Here is an 18987-nt window from a genome sequence, read left to right on the forward strand (position 1 = left end):
TTCTTCGAGAAAGGCAATTAATACAAGGCAAAGTTTTCTGCGGTTAAGCAAAATTAGTATTTTTGCATTAAAATTCAAACTATGCCAGGATTATACGTACACATACCTTTTTGCAAAAGCCGCTGCATATACTGCGGGTTTTATTCGACCACCGACTCGTGTGCCGCAAGGCGATACGTCGACGCCCTGTGCGGCGAGATTGAGTTGCGCCGCGACTATCTCGGCGAGGCTCCGCAAACGATATACCTCGGCGGAGGCACCCCCAGCCAGTTGTCGCCCGAGTTGCTGAGCCGGCTGTTCGGGGCCATCGACACCGGCAAGGCCGAGGAAGTGACGGTGGAGTGCAACCCCGACGACGTCACCCCGCAACTGGCCCAGGCACTGGCCGGGCTGCATGTCGACAGGGTGAGCATGGGGGCCCAGACGTTCGATGACGCCAGGCTGCGCTTCATCCGCCGCCGCCACAACGCGGCGGAGGTGGGCCGGGCCGTCGACACACTGCGCCGGGCCGGCATCGGCAACATCTGCATCGACCTGATGTATGGATTCCCCGGCGAGACGCCCGGGCAGTGGGCGGCCGACATCGAACGTGCGCTGGCCCTCGAGCCCGACCACATATCGGCCTACTGCCTGTCGTTCGAGGAAGGCACGCCGCTGTACTCCATGCTGCGGCGGGGACTCGTGGCCGAGGCCGACGAGGAGACCTGCCGGCAGATGTACGATGACCTGGCGTGCAGGATGGAGGCTGCGGGATACGAGCACTATGAGATTAGCAACTTCGCGCTGCCGGGCCGACGCTCAAGGCACAACGGAAACTACTGGCGCGAGGTGCCATATATGGGAATCGGGGCGGCAGCCCACTCGTATGACGGGGGCAGCAGGCAATGGAACGTGGCCGACGTCGACAAGTACATCGAGGCCATCGGGCGTGGCGTGGTGCCTATGGAAAGGGAGGTGCTCGACGAAAGGGCGCGATACAACGACAGGGTGATGCTGTCGCTCCGCACATGCGAGGGCATTGACCTCGACAAGCTCTGCAGCGACTTCGGCCGCCACTACCTGTCGGTATGCCTGCAGGCTGCCGGCAAATACATTGCCGACGGACTGCTCGAACGCTGTGGCGGCCGACTGAGGCTCACCCGACGCGGCATCTTTGTGAGCGACATGATTATGAGCGACCTCATGGACGTGTAGGCAAAGCCGTAGCAGAGCCTGCGGGCCATTGGCTTGGCAAATGCCCCGCCGCGCCGCTGACACAGGGCTGCAATGCCTACATTATGTAAAGACAAGTCAAAAGGCGGACTTGCACGTGGCACGTTCGGCCAACTGCCTGACAGCCAGCCGGTTGACAAGAAGCGCATGACTGTGATTCAAAACGGCCCGTTCCGCATTGCCATACGGGCTGTATTGAGGTGCCAAACGGCCCGTCCGGGCCGCCATAACGGCCCCGGCCGCATCGCCGGGCACGATTTGTAAGGAAAAGGCACCGCCCGGCCGGGCTTATTCCCACGGCAACCCGGCGTGGCCAAACGGCAAAGGCCGCCGGCATTGCACCACTGTACAATACCGGCGGCCATCCTCAGCATTATCCCAAATACCTATCTAAGCCTTTGGCGCATGCCTGTCACCTGACAGGCACGTAGCCGCTTTTCATCACAATCCTCTGCCCTGCGTCAGACAGCAAGTAGTTTATGAACGGCTTGACCACATTGTCCTTGTCTGCCGTATAATAGTAATACAGCTCGCGGATGATAGGATAAGTGTGGTCTCTGCCCGTCGCCATGCTCGGATAGACGAAGCGCTTGCCGTCGTACGACACCTTTATGGCCTTGACGCGCTTGTTGACATAAGCCATGCCAACGTAGCCGATGGCGCCGCGCGTCTGGCTCACCGACTGTATCACGGCTCCCGTGGCCGGCATCGAGAGCACTCCGGCCATGTAGTTCTTCTCGTGCAGCACGCTGGTCTTGAAAAACTCATACGTGCCCGACGACGTCTCGCGCGAATAAACAATTATCTTCAGGTCTTCGCCGCGCTTGCCGGTCACTGCGTCGCGCACCTGGCTCCAGTTGGTTATCTTGCCCCTGAAAATGTCTTCCAGCTGCTGGCGCGTCAGGTTTGTCACCGGGTTGCCCGGGTTGACAACCACAGCCAGCGCGTCGTATGCCACCACCGCCTCGCGCAACTGCTTGCCGCTCTTCTTCAGTTTCATCCTCTCGCTAAACTTGATGGAGCGCGAAGCCATCGCTATGTCTGTAGTACCGTCGAGCAAGGCTGATATGCCCACACCCGAACCGCCACCTGTCACCGTGACACGTGCACCCGCATGTTGGTTCATGTATGTCTCGGCGGCTTCCTGTGACACAGGCAGCACTGTGTCGCTGCCCTTTATCTTCTGTGCGTTGGACAGTTGCACACAAGCGGCCATCACTGCAATGGCAATCAGTCTTGTAAATTTCATGTCGTTGTGAGTTTATGAATGTCTTGTTGTTTCGTTTACGCCGCGAAATAACAACTAATATGTTACGGCGAATATACACATGTGTTACAATTGCATTACAGCCCTCGCGCCGGCCCACATGTAACACAATTGTAACCTCCGTGTCATTGTTTGTTCATTTGCCATGCCTACTTTTGCGGCCGAATGAAGTAAACGGCAATACAAAACAATGAAAAAGGTATTTGAGAAAATTATCAGCGGGATTATCACCTGCAGCGGATTCCTCACCAGTGTGGTGATTCTGCTCATCGTGGTCTTCCTTTTCTCTGAAGGCCTGGGGCTTTTCTCACAAAAGACTATAGAGGAGGGCTACACGCTAGTTGTGAACAAGAGCAACCCCGTTGAGGAGCTTAACGCAAAGCAAATCAAGGAAGTGTTCGATGAGGACGTCACCAACTGGGAGGAGGTAGGCGGCAAGCCGGAGCCGATAATGGTGTTCCGCTTCGAAGACATGCAGAAGTATTTCAGCGAAGAGGAGCTCGGCCCGAACTATGAGAACGCCACGGCCTGCATCAACTCGCTGGTCGAGAAGAACCCCGGCATAGTGGCCTTTGTGCCCGAAGAGTTTGCCGGCGGCGACGGATTCTGCGGCAAGCGGCTTAAAGACCACACTATATCTGCCGGCGAAGTGTTCGGAGGCAACGAATGGTTTCCGACGGCCACGCCCGCAGCCCAGTTCGGATTCATGCCCCTGATACTCGGAACCGTGTGGGTGACTGTGTTCGCCATTCTCTTCGCTTTGCCTTTCGGACTGTCTGTGGCCATATATATGTCTGAGGTGTCTTCGGCCAGGATGCGCGCCATACTGAAGCCCGTCATCGAGCTGCTCAACGGCATTCCGTCGGTTGTCTACGGCTTCTTCGGGCTTATCGTGGTCGTGCCGCTGCTACAAGATGTGTTCGGGCTGCCTGTGGGCGAGAGCGGACTGGCCGGAGCTATCGTACTGGCCATCATGGCGCTGCCCACCATCATCACCGTGAGCCAGGACGCCATGCAGAACTGCCCGCGCTCGCAGAGAGAGGCAAGCCTGGCTCTCGGCGCCTCGAAATGGCAGACTATATATAAGGTGGTGATGCCGTATTCCATCTCGGGAATAACCTCGGCAGTGGTCCTGGGCATAGGCAGGGCCTTCGGAGAGACCATGGCCGTGCTCATGGTTACGGGCAACGCGGCGGTCATCCCGCTGTCAATCACCGACCCGCTGCGCACCATACCGGCCACCATAGCGGCCGAACTGGGCGAGGCACCGGCCGGCGGGCCACACTACCAGTCGCTGTTCTTGCTCGGCGTGGTGCTCTTCTTCATCACACTGATCATCAACTCGAGCGTTGAATACATTTCATCCAAAAACAAGTAATCATGGACAACAAGAACATAAGCGTAAACAACCACGCACGCAAGATGCTCGCACAAAACGTGGCCTTCACCACGTTCAGGATACTGAGCGGGGTCATCGTCACCATACTTTTCATCATTCTGGCCTTCATCATCATAAAGGGGGCAAGCGTGCTCAACTGGGACTTCATCACCACTCCGCCCACCGACGGCATGAAGGGAGGCGGCATTTGGCCGGCAATAGTGGGAACGTTCTACCTGATGGTGGGCAGTGCGCTCTTCGCTTTCCCCCTCGGCATCATGAGCGGAATATACATGAACGAATACGCTTCGCACGGAAAGATTGTCAAGTTCATCAGGATGATGACCAACAACCTGGCCGGCATACCTTCGATAGTGTTCGGTCTGTTCGGCATGTCGCTCTTTGTCAACTTCTTCGGCTTTGGCGACAGCATCCTCGCAGGCTCGCTCACGCTCGGCCTCCTGGCCCTGCCGCTGGTGATTCGAACCACCGAAGAGGCCCTCAAGGCCATCCCCAACAGCTTCAGGGAGGGCAGCCTTGCGCTTGGCGCCACCAAGCTCCAGACAATATGGCACGTCATACTGCCCATGGGAATGCCCAACATCATTACCGGACTAATACTTGCCCTCGGGCGTGTGTCGGGCGAAACGGCCCCTATCCTGTTCACCTGCGCGGCCTACTTCCTGCCGCAACTGCCCGAGAGCGTGTTCGACCAGTGCATGGCTCTGCCCTATCACCTGTACGTGCTGGCCACGAGTGGCACCGACATGGACAAGCAAATACCAATAGCCTACGGCACGGCGCTGGTGCTGGTGATCATCATTCTCTTTGTAAACTTGCTGGCAAACGCGCTCCGCAACTATTTCCAAAACAAGCTGAAAACGAATTAATACAACATAGAACCGACTTATGAGTAAGATTGAAGCACAACACGTCGACTTCCACTACGGCTCTTTCCATGCCCTGAAGGACATCAACATGAGCATCAAAGAGCATGAGGTAGTGGCTTTCATCGGCCCGTCAGGATGCGGCAAGTCCACTTTCCTAAGGCTGTTCAACCGCATGAACGACCTGATACCCGACACAAGGCTTGACGGGCAGATCACCATCGACGGACAAAACATATACGACCGCTCTGTCAACGTAGACGAACTGCGGAAGAATGTGGGCATGGTGTTCCAGCGCCCCAACCCGTTCCCGAAGAGCATTTACGAGAATGTGGCCTACGGACTGCGCGTCAACGGCATCAAGGACGAGGCGTTCATTGCCGAAATGGTTGAGGAATCGCTGCGCGGGGCCGCCCTGTGGGATGAGGTGAAAGACAAGCTCAAGAAATCGGCCTACGCTCTCTCAGGCGGGCAGCAGCAGCGGCTCTGCATAGCAAGGGCCATGGCCGTGTCGCCATCAGTGCTGCTGATGGACGAGCCGGCGTCGGCACTCGACCCTATATCGACGGCCAAAGTGGAAGAGCTGATACACGAAATCAAAAAAGACTATACCATCATCATCGTGACGCACAACATGCAGCAGGCCACGCGAGTGAGCGACAAGACGGCGTTCTTCTATCTCGGCCAGCTGATTGAATACGACAACACGAACAAGATTTTCACCAACCCGTCGAAGGAGGAAACGCAAAACTACATCACAGGACGATTCGGATAATAACTTTTAAAGACTGAAGCTATGGTAAAATTTGTAGACGAAGAACTCGTAAAGATACGCAAGGAGATACTGGACATGTGGACTCTTGTCTACGACCAGATGAGAAACGTGTGCGAGGCCATACCCACCTCTGAGAAGGAGAAGGCGTGGGATGTGCTGATAAGGGAGAAGAGGGTGAACGCCAGCGAACTGAAACTGGACTGTGACGTAGAGGACTTCCTGGTGCTGTACAACCCTGTTGCCATCGACCTGCGCTTCGCCCTGGCAATGCTCAAGATAAACACCGACCTGGAACGCATAGGCGATTTCGCCGAGAACATTGCCAGGTTCATCATCAAGCAGGACGGCAAGCACATAGACCCCGAGCTGCTCAAGCGCATCAGGCTGCAAGAGATGGTCGACGGGGTGCTCGACATGCTGGTCACATCGAGGCTCGCCCTCGAGAAGGAAGACATCTCAATGGCCAACAGCCTGTTTGAAAAAGACAACCTGCTCGACGAAATCAACGCCGCGGCTACCGACGTCCTAGCCGAGTACGCAAAGGAACACCCCGACAAGGTGGCGTTCTGCATAGACTTCAAAGGTGTGTTCCTGCGCCTCGAGCGCACGGGCGACCACATCACCAACCTGGCCGAGGAGATTGTGTTCTACATCGACGCCGAGGTGCTCAAGCACTCGTCGGACAAGACAAAGATGCAGATGGCCATAGCCAGCCGCATGAAAGAAGGCCAGAACTGACCGCCGCCACAATGAGCGCCACACCCGCCGCGGGCCCCTGCCGGGTCGGCGGCGGGTGTGGCTTTTGTGCGCCCGGGCCATGGGCGAGCCTATTCTTTCCGGGGCATGGCCTCCCAGCAGCGCCCCAGTTCGGCCAGCAGGCTCTCGTAGTCGCTGTCGGTGAAAACGCTGTCTGCCGATGCCAGCATTGTATATGCCACCCCGCTGAAGGTGCGCTCCAAGCCTGTGTCGCGCAAACCGTGGCGCAGGTAGAACGCATGGCGGCGGCGCCTCTGCTCCAGGTTGGCACATTGCTGCCGCGGCGACTCTATGTCGAGCACGAGCACCCTGCCCGAATAACGCGCCATGACGGCCTTGAGCACCATGCTGCCGTAGCCCCTGCCGCGCATGCCGTCGGCCACGGCAAAATACCAGAACCAGTTGGCCGTGGGCCATTCGCACACCAGCGTAAGCCCCACAAAGCTGTCGCCGGCATACCATGCCGAGTAGGCTATGGGCATAACAGGCAGAAGCCTCACCAAGTCGTGGTAAGGTATCTGCTCCTCTACAGGAAACGCCGTCTCATACAGCCGGCGCAACTCCGGCATCAGGGCTGCATCGCTGTCCACCCTCACTTCACGTATCATGCTTTCTCCGCTCATGTGCCTATTATCCGTTCTATCTTCTTTTTGCCTGCCTCAGGGAACAGTCCGACCATGTGAGCCGCCATCAGGTCGAACGACTGGCGCGGTGTACGGCCGCCCGCTGCCTCAGCCCAGTCGGTCTCGTACATGGCCTCGGGGGTGCAGTAGCGCGCCACGCCCCACCCGTAGGGCTCGCCTTTCTTCGACAGAAGATACTCGAAGTCGGCTATGCACACGTAGGTGCCCATCTGCAACGCCGCAATGAGCGAGTCGAAAGCCGTGCCGTTGCGCCTGTTCTCTATGGGCGAGGCTGGGTCATCGGGGTTGAACCGCGTGCGCTTGCGGCTGAGGGTGAACCCGCTGGCCACCTTCAGTTGCTTCGACAACATCGACTCATGCTCCACAAGCACGTCGAGTATGTGGTTGGCATCGGCGCCCATGCTGTCTATTGGATACAGCGACCGCCGCCAGTTGATGAAGTCGGGCAGCCACCTGAGGCTTACAAAGCCCGCCTTTCCGCAGAAAAACTTGCCATAGGCACACTGCCAATGGCTTATGATGGGGCCTTTCCACTGCCATGCGCCCTGCTCGCCGTGCTCGCCGAACAGCAGGTCGGGCGCCACCTGCTCCTCTATAGAAAAGCCCTCTATGCCGTTTTTGAAGAATGGCATAAACCCCCACTCTTCTATGAGCGACTCGAGTTGTTCTTGTGACTCAACCATGATGATGCCGTTGTTTAGTTAATGCCTGCCACCCGCCGCCGAAACACGGCCGCCGAAAGGCAAACTGCCAGTCAGCCACCATGCAGCCCGCTGCCAGCCGGATTGCACCCGGCCATGATGCCAGACGCACAAAGTTAGCCATTTTTTGCGACATTTCCACCATGCGGAACGATTATTTTCCGCACCGGCCCCTGTGCCGGCTCGTTACCGGCACACGCAATGCAGACCACAGCACCGCTACCCGCCGGCAACGGCCGATGCAAGGAGAGGTCGCAAAACGGCCCATATCGCACTGCAATACGGGCCGTTTCGCATCATAAAATGCGCCGTTTCGCTAAGCAAAACGGCGCACGCTCATAAATCATTGTCTTCCAAACGGTTAAGGCTGCCGGCCAAACCGGCCAGCCATAGCTGAGATGCATCACGGCCGATGGCGGCCCGGCACAATGCTGCCGTTAGAAATGCATCGATAGGTCAAGCCCGACCTGCAGCGGATTGCCACGCTGGGCAAACGAGCGCTGTACGCGGTCGACGGAGCTGTTTACGAGAAATGTGTTGTACTTGGTGTCCGTAAGGTTGCGCCCCCAGATGTTGACGGTTGCCTTGCCGAGGTCGAACTGCACGTGGGCACCGAGCAGAGCGTAGAACTTCTGCGAGTTCTCGTTGGCCACATCCCAGTATGTCTCGCCGTTGCCGGCAACGTCGGCACCCACCGTGATGGCCTTGACAAAGCCGTCGCGCGAGAGCATGAAGCTGTAGTCGGCCACCACGCTGAATGTGTGATTGGGCACAAACGGCACGCAGTTGCCCTCGTAGTTGCGGAGCACATTGCCCGAGCCGTCGGCAGCCTTCACGCTGTCTGAATACTGGCTGAACGTAGAGCGCGTGTAGCTGTAGGTGGCGCTCCACGCAAGCCTGTCGGCCGCCGCCTTGCCGCGCAGCGCGAGCTCTACGCCGCAACTGCTGCTCTTGCCGGCATTGACCATCATGCGGCCGTAGCCATAGTTGCCTGCCATGACCGAAAGCTGCTGGTTGCTGATGCGCGTGTAGTACACCGATGCGTCGGCGTGCAGCTTGCCTCCGAAGAGGTTGAGGTGCGCTCCGAGCTCATAGTTCCAGCTCACCTCGGGCTTGTATGTTATGGTGCGGTTGATGTTGTCGTACTCGGCGTCGGTGTGCGTCAGCGTCATGTCGCCCTTCATCAGCTGCATGAGCTTCATGCCGAGCGCGCTCTGCTCGCTCTTGAATATGTCGGAGAACATCTGAAGGTTGTAGCCTCCGGCGCGGAAGCCCTTGCTCACGGTGGCATAGACGTTTGAGCCGTCGTCGCTTATCCTGTATGTCAGCGCGAACTTGGGCAGCAACTGGTCGTAGCTCTCTGCCGTGCCGCCCTGCATGACAGAGCGGAAGTGGCTGCTCACGGCCGGCCGCGGCGGCATGTTGAGGCCGAGCAGGAAGTGTGAGTATGAGTCGTAGTTTATCTTGACGCGCTGATGGTCGTACCTCAGGCCGAGCGTGAGCATGAGCCTGTCGGCAATGCTGAAGTTCGATTCGTGGTAAACGCCCACGTTGAGCTGCGGCGTCTTGAACTCACCCGGCACGTAGTTGTCAGTCAGGGTCATGGCCGACGCCACCGTGGGCGGCATGCCCATCGACGACAGTATCTGCTTGTTCATGGCCTCGCCGAAGTAAACCGGGCCGTCGGTGCGCAGCCATTGGTAGCTGAAGAAGGCGCCCGAGGTGTGCTGCCACCGCCCGTTGCCGGCACTGCGCAGCGTCACCTCCTGTGTCAGCACGTTGAGCTTCTGCATCTGCTCCAGGCGCATGTAGTCGGCAGGCAGGTAGTCTTGGTCCATCTGCATCATGTCGTCAAGGAACTGGTAGCCCGTTGCCAGGCTCAGCAACAGTGCATCCCACTTGTACGAGATGCTCAACCCGGCGTTCACCATCTGCCTGCGGTATCCGTTCATAAACGTGGTAGAGGGGTCGGCAAAATCGCCTGTCTCACTGTTGTACTCGCCATACGGGAACGCGTTCTGGTTGACATACTGGTAGTCGGAGGTAAGGTCGAACGTCAGGCGGCTGTTGGGCGTAAATACAAAGCGCATCCTTCCGCCTGCCTCGTTGCTCAGGTCGGCTTTCTCGCCAAGGTTTGTATTGTCGAAGAATCCGCGCTGCCCGCTGTAGAAGGCAGCTGCCGAGAAGGCGAAGTTATTGCTCGGGCGGTGGTAGTGGGCCACCTCTGTCGTGGCCGCCATGCCCGTGCCGATGCTCACGCTGACGTCGGTTCCCTGGTATTTCATTGGGTTCTTTGAATACATTCGCACTATTCCGCCCTCGGTGTTCATCCCGTAGAGCGTGCCCTGCGGCCCGCGCAGCACGTCAACACGGTCGAGCATGTAGAAGTGACGGTTGTATGTGCTCTTGTTTACAAGCGGTATGTTGTCGAAATATACGCCCATCGCCGGGTCGCCCGAGCGCGAACCGATGCCCCGCACGTATATCGACGACGTGAACCTTGAGCCGTAGGCCGGCACGACAAACGACGGGACGTAATATGACAGGCGGCTGAGGCTATGCACGCCGAGGCGCTGCATCTCCTTGTCGGTGAACACCGTACTGCTCAACGGCTGTCGCCTCAACCGCAAGTTTTCCTTCGGTTGGGCCACCACTACTACCTCGTCGAGGTCTACCACTCGCGATGTGTCGGCCGCAACTGATGCAACCGGCACGGCAACCATAGCGCCACCGCGCTCACCTGAAAAGTCTGTCGCCCCACCGGCAGCCCACATCTGGGTTGCTGCGGAGGTCACGACGACGCACAAAGCCATTCTAATCATTTGATATAAGTTTTCTTGTTTGAGTGTGCAAAGGTAGGCAATAACGCCCACCCCGGCAATCCTCATTTATATGGATTTGGGCTGCCGGCCCGCAAAAACATCATTCGTTGTATGCGCCGCAGTGCGGACAGACGCCCTTGTCGAGCATCTTGGCACCGCAATTGCCGCAGATATAGCGGCAGCGGGTGTTGCGGAAGTAACGGCGTATGGCAAATATGGCATACGCGACAAAGAGCGGATAGCCCACGTAATACAGCGTAGAGATGCTGAAAACCACGTAATCTATGGCGCACACTGCCGCCAGTCCGCACAGGTAGAGCAGCGTATCGACAAACGAGAGCTGCCGTGCTATCTCCTCGACGGCTGCCAGCGACACTATGATGATGGCCCAAACAAGCGATATGAACAGGCCGAGGTGGGGCGGAAGGGCAAACGGGTTTAGCGACGGATGGTAGTAGAAATGGCGCCACGAGTCGGGCCCGAACAACTGTATCGACGCATACAGCGTGGCAGCCCCCGCCACAAGGAGGGTGAGTAGCGTCGGGTAGAACGAGTCGATGTCGTGGAAATGCACTATCATGGCATTGCGTTTGAACAGCGAACGGAGGCCGTAGGCGGCGCCTACCGACACCACCAAGGCGAGGAAAAGCAGCAGATGTACGTCAGAGAATGTGTCGATGAACTGCGAGATGTAGTTGTCGGGCTCCACGCCGGGCAGCATGGCACGCTCGCGTATCCACCCCTGCGTGATCTGGTCGCGGGCAATCTTCACCCACACCGAGTCGATTGTGTCGCCGGGCATGGTCATGAAGTCGGCCACAACGACGTAGTCGCCGTTGTAAACCGTGACGGAATCGAATGGCAACTCGTCGGGAGCCTGGCACACCAGGCGCAAAGAGTCGGCCTTGACCACGAAGTTGTAGTTCTGCGAATAATGGTGGGTGGTGGAAAACGAGATTGAGTCTATCTGCCGCTTGGTCAGGTCCCAGGCATCGGGCGTGGCGCTCGACTGATTGTAACAAGACGAAAGCATGGGCGCAAACAGCAGCAACACTAACCACGGCAGCAGCGCCGCGGCAAGATTTACGGGCGACTTGCCCACTGTCTTTTTGGCTTTTTCCATGCTTGATATCGGTTTATGGTTGTCTTCTTCCTTTCGTGCCGCTACCCTCGGCGGCATAAACGTTCATCTGGCAACGGCTGCAATCGAACTCCAGCCTGAAGCGCCTGCCGTCAGGCAGGGCCAGAAACAGCGGTTCTTCCCAATGCGGGTCTGTGCCGCCGCGCCTCACGCAGTGGCCTAACGCGTGGCGTATGCAATAGCGGCACTGCATCAGCAACGCCCCGCCTACGGGCTTCTGCTCGAACGACGGGGCCACCCCGGGCACGCCGTGGGCCGCATAGAAAGCGCCCGCCTCGGCGTTGGCCACGTTATAAAGATATTGGAAGCGGCCGCACTGCGGGGCATCGGGCTCAACGGCAGCGGGCCTGACTCCCACTGGTATCATGCCCGCCACGGTGCTCTGCTCAAGGGCCTCGACCGCGCTGCGGCGCAACTTGGCCAGCACGCTCGAGGGTATGAAGCAGTCGAAGCCTTCGGGCAGTTCAACGCCGGAGCACTCGTATACCGTGGTGCCGAGCTTCGTGAGCTGCCTTACGATGTTCTCGCGCTGGTCTTGCATGGCGGCCTGGTGGTCTACGGCGGCCTCGACACGCGCCGAAGGGCCGCCGTCGATGGCGGCGGTCAGGGCCACGCCGGTGGGCGTTGGCTCCAGTTTCATTGTTATGGCTATCTTCCTTACGGCGCTCTGCCGGCCGAGCACCCGCTCAAACTCCTGGTCGTTGTTGCGGTAGAGGGCCATGCCCGGTCGTAGCCCGGCAGGCATGCGCAGCGGGAAAAGGCGGTTGTTGTCGGCCCGGTTAACCCTGAAGCCCTCAAGCCGCCCGCCGTCGGCCACGAAGCAAAGGCCGTCGCCATTGGCAAACGCAGCCAGCCCAGAGACCGTGAACGACGCGCCGCGCACCTCCTTGACGTGACCAACAAACTCGCCCTTGGCCTTGGGCGTGTCCATCGAGGCCATGTCGGCCTTGCGCCCTTCAAGGAAATAGGTGGTGTAACCACGGTTGAAGGTCTTGCGCAGGTCGGGGGCGAACGAATAAGAGCAGTGGCCGAGCGAAGCCCTGCGATACTTGCCGGGGTGGCGTCGTATCACCTCGTCGAGCCGGCGGCTGTAAGCGGCAGTGACATTCTTGACGTAGGCAGCGTCTTTGAGCCGCCCTTCTATCTTGAACGACGTTGCCCCCGCCTCGGCCAGCTCGTCCAGAGAGCCTTGACGGCACATGTCTTTCAGCGACAGGAAATAGCGCCCTGGCTCAATCACCCGTCCGCCGGCGTCCTCGAGGTCGAAGCGAAGGCGGCAGAACTGTGCGCACTCTCCCCTGTTTGCCGAGCGCCCGAAGCAATGCTGCGAGGCATAGCACTGCCCGCTGTAGCTCACGCACAGCGCCCCGTGCACAAACACCTCGAGCTCTACATCGGGCACGCGCTCATGTATGGCGGCAATCTCCGACACTGACAGCTCGCGGGCCAGCACCACCCGGCTGAACCCTATGTCACGCAGCCAGCCCACTTTCTCTGCCGTGCGGTTGTCGGTCTGGGTGCTTGCGTGGGCGGCCATGCGCCCGCCGCGGAGCATGCCCAGCACCGCCATGTCCTGCACGAGGATGGCGTCGGCGCCTGCCGCGTCGAGCTGCCCGAGCAGCTGCCTGGTGGCCTCGAGCTCACCGTCGTATATTATTGTGTTGACCGTCACGTATACACGAGCCCCGAAACGGTGGGCGTAACGGCACAGCTCGGCTATGTCGTCCACCGAGTTGCCGGCAGCGGCGCGTGCGCCGAAGCTCTCGGCCCCAATGTAAACGGCATCAGCCCCATGGTCGATGGCTGCCCGGCCGCACTCAAGGTCGCGCGCCGGAGCAAGAAGTTCGAGCGTTGTCACTATTCAATCCGGTTTATGTCGTAAGGCGTCTCTTGGTATACGTAATAGTTTATCCAGTTGCTGTAGAGCAGGTTGGCGTGGGCCCTCCAGGTGACGAGGGGCGGGTTGTCGGGGTTGTCGCCTACGTAGTAGTGCCTCGGCAGCTCCACGTCGTCGCGCACGCCACGGTCGCGCCTGTATTCCGTGTCGAGCGTGTTGGGCGCATACTCCAGGTGGCCCGTTATGTAGAACTCACGGCCGCCGCGCGCCATGACCATGCTTACGCCGCACTCCGGCGACTCGGCAATGAGCTGCAGGCCCGGGCATGCCAGTATGTCCTCGCGCCTAACCTCGGTGTGCCGGCTGTGGGGCATGTAGAAAACGTCGTCGAACCCGCGGAATATGGGCAGCAACGGGTCGAGCGGCCGCTGGCTGAACACGCCGAACATCTTTTTCTCGAGCGGGTATTTCGGTATGCCGTAGTGGCAGTAAAGCCCGGCCTGCGCAGCCCAGCAGATGTACAGCGTCGACGTGACGTGGGTGCGGGCCCATCGCAATATGCCGCTCACCTCGTCCCAATAGGTCACCTGTTCGTAGTCGTATGTCTCCACGGGGGCTCCGGTCACTATCATGCCGTCAAACTTCTCGCCTGCCATATCCTCGAAATCGCGGTAGAACATCATCATGTGCTCTATCGGGGTGTTCTTCGGCGTGTGGCTCTTCAGCTTCATGAAGCTCACCTCCAGCTGCAAGGGGGTGTTAGACAACAGCCTCACGAGGTCGGTCTCGGTGGTTATCTTCAGCGGCATGAGATTCAGTATGACTATCCGTAGCGGACGGATGTCCTGCGTGGTGGCCCGCGTGTTGTCCATCACAAATATGTTCTCTTTCTTCAGCAGCTCTATTGCGGGCAGCTTGTCTGGTAGTCTTAATGGCATTGTGTGATTCTATTTTAGCCCCACAAAGATAAGCATTTTTATGGAGAAGACAAAATTATGGATTCAGAAATGAAGCAACGGGCCACGTCGCAGCCACGGCCCAACGCCGCCCGAGGCCGGGCCGCGGCCCACAAAGGCGTGCCGCCCACGCTGCTCCGGCGGCCGTAGACCAACTTTGCCGCGATGCTGAAAATACGCTACAATGGTGAGCCCGCGCACCGGCAAAGGCCTTGTGGCATGGCGGAACGGCCCGTTTCACGCCCCGAGACGGGCCCGGTTGCGGCACTTCAAGACCGGCGGCGCAACGCTCTGAGTGACAGACTGTTGTAGCAAAAGCACCATTCGGTAAAAGCGATTTACAAAAACAGCCTTGCCACGCCTTGGCCACCACCACGCCCCATGGGCTTCATGGCTGCCGCCTCGGGCAGGCACAAAACAAGGGCCGCCATCGGCTTTGATGCCAATGGCGGCCCTGAATGGTCAGTCACGTGGCCTTGCGGCACAGATTACCACAGCTCGAGGCGCTCGGACTTGGGTATGAACATCTTGTCGCCCGGCTTCACTCCGAAAGCATCGTACCACATGTCGATGTGAGGCAAAGCCCCGTTGACACGCCACTTGTTGATAGAGTGCGGGTCGCTCTTGGTGCGGTTGCGTATGTCTTCGTCGGTAGAGTTGGCCGACCACACCCCGGCGTAGGCCAGGAAGAAGCGCTGGTCGGGCGTAAATCCGTCGATGGTCTTGAGCGGGGCGTTCTTGGTTGCATTTTTGTAAGCATAGAAAGCCACCTGCAGTCCGCCGTGGTCGGCCAGGTTCTCGCCCAGCGTCAGGCGCCCGTTGGCGTTGAGGTCGGGCAGCACCTTGATGGCCGAGAAGAACTCGGCGTACTTGTCGGCGCGCTCGGTGAAGTTCTTGGCGTCGCTCTCAGTCCACCAGTCCTTCATGTTTCCGTCCTTGTCGTAGTGGCGTCCGGAGTCGTCGAAGCCGTGCGTCATCTCGTGGCCAATCACCACGCCTATGGCACCATAGTTGAAAGCGTCGTCGGCAGTTGGGTCGAAGAACGGCGGCTGGAGTATGCCTGCGGGGAAGCAAATCTCGTTGGTGGTCGGGTTGTAATATGCGTTAACCGTCTGCGGGTACATGAACCACTCGTCGCGGTCGACGGGCTTGCCGGCCTTGGTGTCAACGCTCCACTTGGTCCAGAAGCGGTTGCACTCTACAATGTTCTCGTAGTACGACTTCGAGGGGTCGATGTTAAGGTCGGTCATGTCTATCCACTTGTCGGGATAGCCAATCTTTACGTAGAAGGCGTTGAGCTTGTCGAGCGCGTTCTTCTTGGTCACGTCGCTCATCCAGCTCTGTGCCTTGATGCGCTCGCCAAGTGCCACCTGCAGGTTGTGCACGAGCGTCTTCATGCGTTCTTTCGACGATGCGGGGAAATACTTGTCGACATAAATCTTGCCCAAGGCCTGCCCCATCATGCTTTCCACCTGGCCGGTTGCGCGCTTCCACAGCGGGAAGTTCTCCTTGCGGCCTGTCAGGGTCTTTCCGAAGAAGTCGAACTGTGCCGCAACGATTTCATCGCTCAGGTAGTTGGCAGAGCTCATTATCTGGCCCCACTCCATGTAATCGCGGTATTCGTCGGGAGTGAGCGAGCCGATGAGCTTATCAGCCCCGGCCACAAACTCGGGCTGGCCCACCACGAGTTCCTGTATATACTCGGTCTTGACGCCGGTGGCGTTCATCACCTGCACGAGCTTGACGTTGGGGTACTTGGCGTTGAAGTCGGCCAGGGTCATCTTGTGATAGTTGGCCTGCGGGTCGCGCAGCTCGGTGGTCGACTTCGACAGGCGTGCCAGCTCGGTCTCGAGCTTCATCACGTTCTGCATCTTCTTCTGTGCCTGCTGCTCGGTGAAACCGTAGAGACAGAACATGCGCACGATGTGCTTCTTGTAGGCTTTGCGTATGCCTGCCGTGGTGGAGTCGGTGTCGAGGTAATACTCTTTCTGCCCGAGTGTTATGCCACCCTGCGAGATGTTGAGTATGTTGTGGCCGGCATTCTTCTCGTCGGCGCCTATATACATGCCCATGAACTCGCTGTCGCCCTTGGGGGCAAGCTCAAGCTGTATTGCGAAAAGCTCGCCTACGGTCTTGGCGGCCTCCATCTGGCGTATCACCGGCATGGCCGGCTCAACCCCGAGCTTGTTGCGCCTCACCGAGTCGATGGCGAGCTTGTAGAGGTCGCTCAGCTTGCGCTCGGTGGTGCCGGCGGCAAACGAGCCGCTCTTGAGCTCGTTGAGGATGGTGTTGATGCGCTTGTCGTTGTTCTCGGCCAACTGGTCGAAGCTGCCGTAACGCGCATAAGCGGCGGGCAGCGGGTGGCTCTTCATCCATCCGCCACAGGCAAACTCATAGAAATTCTCAGCCGGGCTAACGCTCCGGTCGAGGTTGGCAACGTCGATGCCTGACTTAAGGTCGCCCTGTGCCAACGCCACGACGGACATCGATACAAAGGCTACTGCTGGGATAAGTCTTCTGATTCTCATAATTGTATATTTTAGTTTGTACAATGTATCCATGCTGATGCGGCCGAGCGCCGCCCCGGGCTGCCGCCGGCCCCGCCCCGTGGCGAATCGAGGCTGCGGCCGGCCAACGCCAAGGCCGGCTACTGGCTGACCGACTCGAGCTCTTCTGACAGCCGCTCCCACCGCTCAACCTCGGCGTCGAGGTCTCTCTTTACCGACGTGTATTCGGATATGAGCGCCATGTCGGAAGCATTCTCCGGACGGCACAGTATGTCGTCGAGCTCCTTCAGGCGGGCCTCCATCTTGCCTATGCGCGCCTCAGACTCCTGCACGGCCCTCTCTGCCTTGCGTATTCGCTTCTGGGCCTCCTTGCGCTCGGCGTAGTCCATCTTGGCCGCCTCGGCAGGCTTCTCCTGCTGCGCCGGGGCTGCAGCGGGCTCGGCCTGGCGGCCGGCCGAAGGAGCCAGGGCGTCGAGGCTGTCGATGTTGCGCTCGCGCAGAAAGTCGTAGATGCCGCCCAGGTGCTCGCGCACACGGCCCCCGCCAAACTCGTAGACCTTTGTCACAAGGCCGTCGAGGAACTCGCGGTCGTGGCTGACAATGATTGCCGTGCCGTCGAAAGCCTTGATGGCCTCCTTCAGCACGTCCTTCGACTGCATGTCGAGATGGTTGGTGGGCTCGTCGAGGATGAGCAGGTTGACAGGCTCGAGCAGCAGCCTTATCATGGCCAGGCGGCTGCGCTCGCCGCCGCTCAGCACGCTGACTTTCTTGTCGGAAGCCTCGCCCCCGAACATGAAGGCGCCCAGAATGTTCTTTATCCTGAGCCGTATCTCGCCCCGCGCCACCCTGTCGATGGTGTCGAACACGGTGAGGCTCTCGTCGAGCAGCTGCGCCTGGTTCTGCGCGAAATAGCCTATCTGCACGTTATGGCCTATCTTCAGCGAGCCGGTGAAGGGTATCTCGCCCATTATGCACTTAACGAGCGTCGACTTGCCCTCACCGTTCTTGCCAACGAAGGCCACCTTCTCGCCGCGCTTTATTGTGAGCGTCACGTGGTCGAACACGGTGTGCGCACCGTAGTCCTTGCGCACGCCGTCACATATCACGGGGTAGTCGCCGCTGCGCAGGCACGGCGGAAACTTCAGGTGCATGGCCGAATTGTCTACCTCGTCGATTTCGATGGGCACAATCTTGGCCAGCTGCTTGATGCGGCTCTGCACCTGCACGGCCTTGGTGGGCTTGTAACGGAAGCGCTCTATGAACTCTTTCATGTCGGCAATCTCCTTCTGCTGGTTCTCGTACGCCCTGAGCTGCTGCTCCCGGCGCTCTGCGCGCAGTTTCACATACTCGTCGTACTTCACCTTGTAGTCGACCACCCGGCCGCAGCTTATCTCGAGTGTGCGGTTGGTTACGTTGTTGATGAATGCCCTGTCGTGGCTAACCAGCACCACGGCCTTGGCACTCTGTGACAGGAATTGCTCCAGCCACTGTATGCTCTCGATGTCGAGATGGTTAGTGGGCTCGTCGAGCAGAAGCACGTCGGGCTTCTCAAGCAGTATCTTGGCCAGCTCGATGCGCATGCGCCAACCGCCGCTGAACTCGCTCGTGGGCCGGCCGAAGTCGGTGCGGGCAAAGCCCAGGCCCATGAGCGTACGCTCCAACTCGGCCTCGCAACTCTCGGCCCCTAGCATCATGTAGCGCTCGTGCTCGGCCGTGAACCGCTCGACCAGCTTGAGGTAGTCGTCGCTCTCGTAATCGGTGCGCTCCGACAGCTCGCGGTTGAGCGCATCGACGCGCTCCCTCATCTTGGTGACAGAAGAAAACGCCTTGCGCGTCTCGTCTATCACGGTGGTGTCGTCCTGCAGCTTCATCACCTGCGGCAGGTAACCTATTGTGGTGTCGTTGGGAACAGCCACCACCCCATCGGTGGGCTTCTGCATACCACAAAGAATCTTCAGCATGGTGGACTTGCCGGCTCCGTTCTTGCCCACAAGGGCTATACGGTCGCGTTCGTTGATGACAAAACTCACATCGCTGAACAGCGGCTTCACACCAAACTCAACCTTAAGTCCTTCAACGGAAATCATCTGTATCTCTTTTCTCC

Annotated in this window: 14 protein-coding genes; 5 read left to right on the top strand and 9 right to left on the bottom strand. The window is 58.8% G+C overall.

All coding sequences use genetic code 11. The features are described 5' to 3' along the window. The first annotated feature begins 81 nt into the window (after window positions 1-81). On the top strand, window positions 82-1194 hold the full coding sequence (hemW, locus tag H6B30_RS10255; RefSeq protein WP_205110265.1) for a radical SAM family heme chaperone HemW: 1113 nt from the start codon (window positions 82-84) through the stop codon (window positions 1192-1194). Window positions 1195-1624: 430 nt separating this feature from the next. Here the strand turns inward: hemW and H6B30_RS10260 are convergent, their stop codons facing one another. Further along, window positions 1625-2461: a PstS family phosphate ABC transporter substrate-binding protein gene (locus H6B30_RS10260; RefSeq protein ID WP_205110267.1), complete on the bottom strand. Its 837-nt coding sequence runs from the start codon at window positions 2459-2461 to the stop codon at window positions 1625-1627. Window positions 2462-2669: 208 nt separating this feature from the next. Here H6B30_RS10260 and pstC point away from each other — a divergent pair, with 208 nt between their 5' ends. From pstC to phoU, 4 genes are read left to right on the top strand one after another with little or no spacing between them, the layout of a single operon-like run. Continuing rightward, window positions 2670-3857, top strand: coding sequence for a phosphate ABC transporter permease subunit PstC (gene pstC, locus H6B30_RS10265; RefSeq protein WP_205110269.1), 1188 nt, complete (start codon window positions 2670-2672; stop codon window positions 3855-3857). Between the two features lie 2 nt (window positions 3858-3859). Continuing rightward, entirely contained in the window at window positions 3860-4747 is an 888-nt protein-coding gene (gene pstA / locus H6B30_RS10270; protein WP_205110271.1) for a phosphate ABC transporter permease PstA, read from the top strand. A 19-nt stretch (window positions 4748-4766) separates the two neighbouring features. Continuing rightward, a complete protein-coding gene (pstB, locus tag H6B30_RS10275) occupies window positions 4767-5519 on the top strand; it encodes a phosphate ABC transporter ATP-binding protein PstB (RefSeq protein ID WP_205110274.1) in 753 nt (250 codons plus the stop codon). A gap of 21 nt (window positions 5520-5540) precedes the next feature. Then, window positions 5541-6257, top strand: a complete 717-nt coding sequence (phoU, locus tag H6B30_RS10280) for a phosphate signaling complex protein PhoU (RefSeq protein WP_205110276.1) — start codon at window positions 5541-5543, stop codon at window positions 6255-6257. A gap of 89 nt (window positions 6258-6346) precedes the next feature. Here the strand turns inward: phoU and H6B30_RS10285 are convergent, their stop codons facing one another. The 8 genes from H6B30_RS10285 to H6B30_RS10320 all read right to left on the bottom strand — a co-directional run bounded on the left by H6B30_RS10285 (window position 6347) and on the right by H6B30_RS10320 (window position 18970). Next, on the bottom strand, window positions 6347-6898 hold the full coding sequence (locus tag H6B30_RS10285; protein ID WP_205110278.1) for a GNAT family N-acetyltransferase: 552 nt from the start codon (window positions 6896-6898) through the stop codon (window positions 6347-6349). Beyond that, on the bottom strand, window positions 6895-7602 hold the full coding sequence (locus H6B30_RS10290) for an AlkZ-related protein (RefSeq protein WP_205110280.1): 708 nt from the start codon (window positions 7600-7602) through the stop codon (window positions 6895-6897). The genes H6B30_RS10285 and H6B30_RS10290 overlap by 4 nt, the downstream gene beginning before the upstream one ends. 455 nt (window positions 7603-8057) lie before the next feature. Beyond that, on the bottom strand, window positions 8058-10442 hold the full coding sequence (locus H6B30_RS10295) for a TonB-dependent receptor (protein ID WP_239483872.1): 2385 nt from the start codon (window positions 10440-10442) through the stop codon (window positions 8058-8060). Between the two features lie 100 nt (window positions 10443-10542). Further along, a complete protein-coding gene (locus H6B30_RS10300) occupies window positions 10543-11565 on the bottom strand; it encodes a TFIIB-type zinc ribbon-containing protein (RefSeq protein ID WP_239483874.1) in 1023 nt (340 codons plus the stop codon). Window positions 11566-11578: 13 nt separating this feature from the next. Beyond that, the gene (locus tag H6B30_RS10305; RefSeq protein ID WP_205110282.1) at window positions 11579-13441 is read right to left on the bottom strand and encodes a U32 family peptidase; all 1863 of its coding nucleotides are present in this window, start codon (window positions 13439-13441) and stop codon (window positions 11579-11581) included. After that, window positions 13441-14358 carry a homoserine O-acetyltransferase MetA gene (metA, locus tag H6B30_RS10310; RefSeq protein ID WP_205110284.1) on the bottom strand — a complete coding sequence of 306 codons (918 nt, stop codon included), beginning with the start codon at window positions 14356-14358 and terminating at the stop codon, window positions 13441-13443. The genes H6B30_RS10305 and metA overlap by 1 nt, the downstream gene beginning before the upstream one ends. Window positions 14359-14864: 506 nt before the next feature. After that, on the bottom strand, window positions 14865-16904 hold the full coding sequence (locus tag H6B30_RS10315; protein ID WP_205110286.1) for a M13 family metallopeptidase: 2040 nt from the start codon (window positions 16902-16904) through the stop codon (window positions 14865-14867). 119 nt (window positions 16905-17023) lie between these two features. Beyond that, complete coding sequence (locus H6B30_RS10320; RefSeq protein ID WP_205110288.1) at window positions 17024-18970, bottom strand: ABC-F family ATP-binding cassette domain-containing protein; 1947 nt, start codon at window positions 18968-18970, stop codon at window positions 17024-17026. Window positions 18971-18987 lie beyond the last annotated feature (17 nt).

Origin of the sequence: Marseilla massiliensis (assembly GCF_016899955.1) — a bacterium.
Lineage (GTDB): Bacteria > Bacteroidota > Bacteroidia > Bacteroidales > Bacteroidaceae > Prevotella > Prevotella intestinigallinarum.

Excerpts from the sequence above, each read along its gene's own strand:
- pstA (WP_205110271.1), top strand. The coding sequence starts at position 3,860 with ATGGACAACAAGAACATAAGCGTAAACAACCACGCACGCAAGATGCTC.
- H6B30_RS10285 (WP_205110278.1), bottom strand. The coding sequence starts at position 6,898 with ATGAGCGGAGAAAGCATGATACGTGAAGTGAGGGTGGACAGCGATGCA.
- metA (WP_205110284.1), bottom strand. The coding sequence starts at position 14,358 with ATGCCATTAAGACTACCAGACAAGCTGCCCGCAATAGAGCTGCTGAAG.
- H6B30_RS10260 (WP_205110267.1), bottom strand. The coding sequence starts at position 2,461 with ATGAAATTTACAAGACTGATTGCCATTGCAGTGATGGCCGCTTGTGTG.
- H6B30_RS10290 (WP_205110280.1), bottom strand. The coding sequence starts at position 7,602 with ATGGTTGAGTCACAAGAACAACTCGAGTCGCTCATAGAAGAGTGGGGG.
- phoU (WP_205110276.1), top strand. The coding sequence starts at position 5,541 with ATGGTAAAATTTGTAGACGAAGAACTCGTAAAGATACGCAAGGAGATA.
- H6B30_RS10320 (WP_205110288.1), bottom strand. The coding sequence starts at position 18,970 with ATGATTTCCGTTGAAGGACTTAAGGTTGAGTTTGGTGTGAAGCCGCTG.
- hemW (WP_205110265.1), top strand. The coding sequence starts at position 82 with ATGCCAGGATTATACGTACACATACCTTTTTGCAAAAGCCGCTGCATA.
- pstC (WP_205110269.1), top strand. The coding sequence starts at position 2,670 with ATGAAAAAGGTATTTGAGAAAATTATCAGCGGGATTATCACCTGCAGC.
- H6B30_RS10300 (WP_239483874.1), bottom strand. The coding sequence starts at position 11,565 with ATGGAAAAAGCCAAAAAGACAGTGGGCAAGTCGCCCGTAAATCTTGCC.
- H6B30_RS10295 (WP_239483872.1), bottom strand. The coding sequence starts at position 10,442 with ATGATTAGAATGGCTTTGTGCGTCGTCGTGACCTCCGCAGCAACCCAG.
- pstB (WP_205110274.1), top strand. The coding sequence starts at position 4,767 with ATGAGTAAGATTGAAGCACAACACGTCGACTTCCACTACGGCTCTTTC.
- H6B30_RS10315 (WP_205110286.1), bottom strand. The coding sequence starts at position 16,904 with ATGAGAATCAGAAGACTTATCCCAGCAGTAGCCTTTGTATCGATGTCC.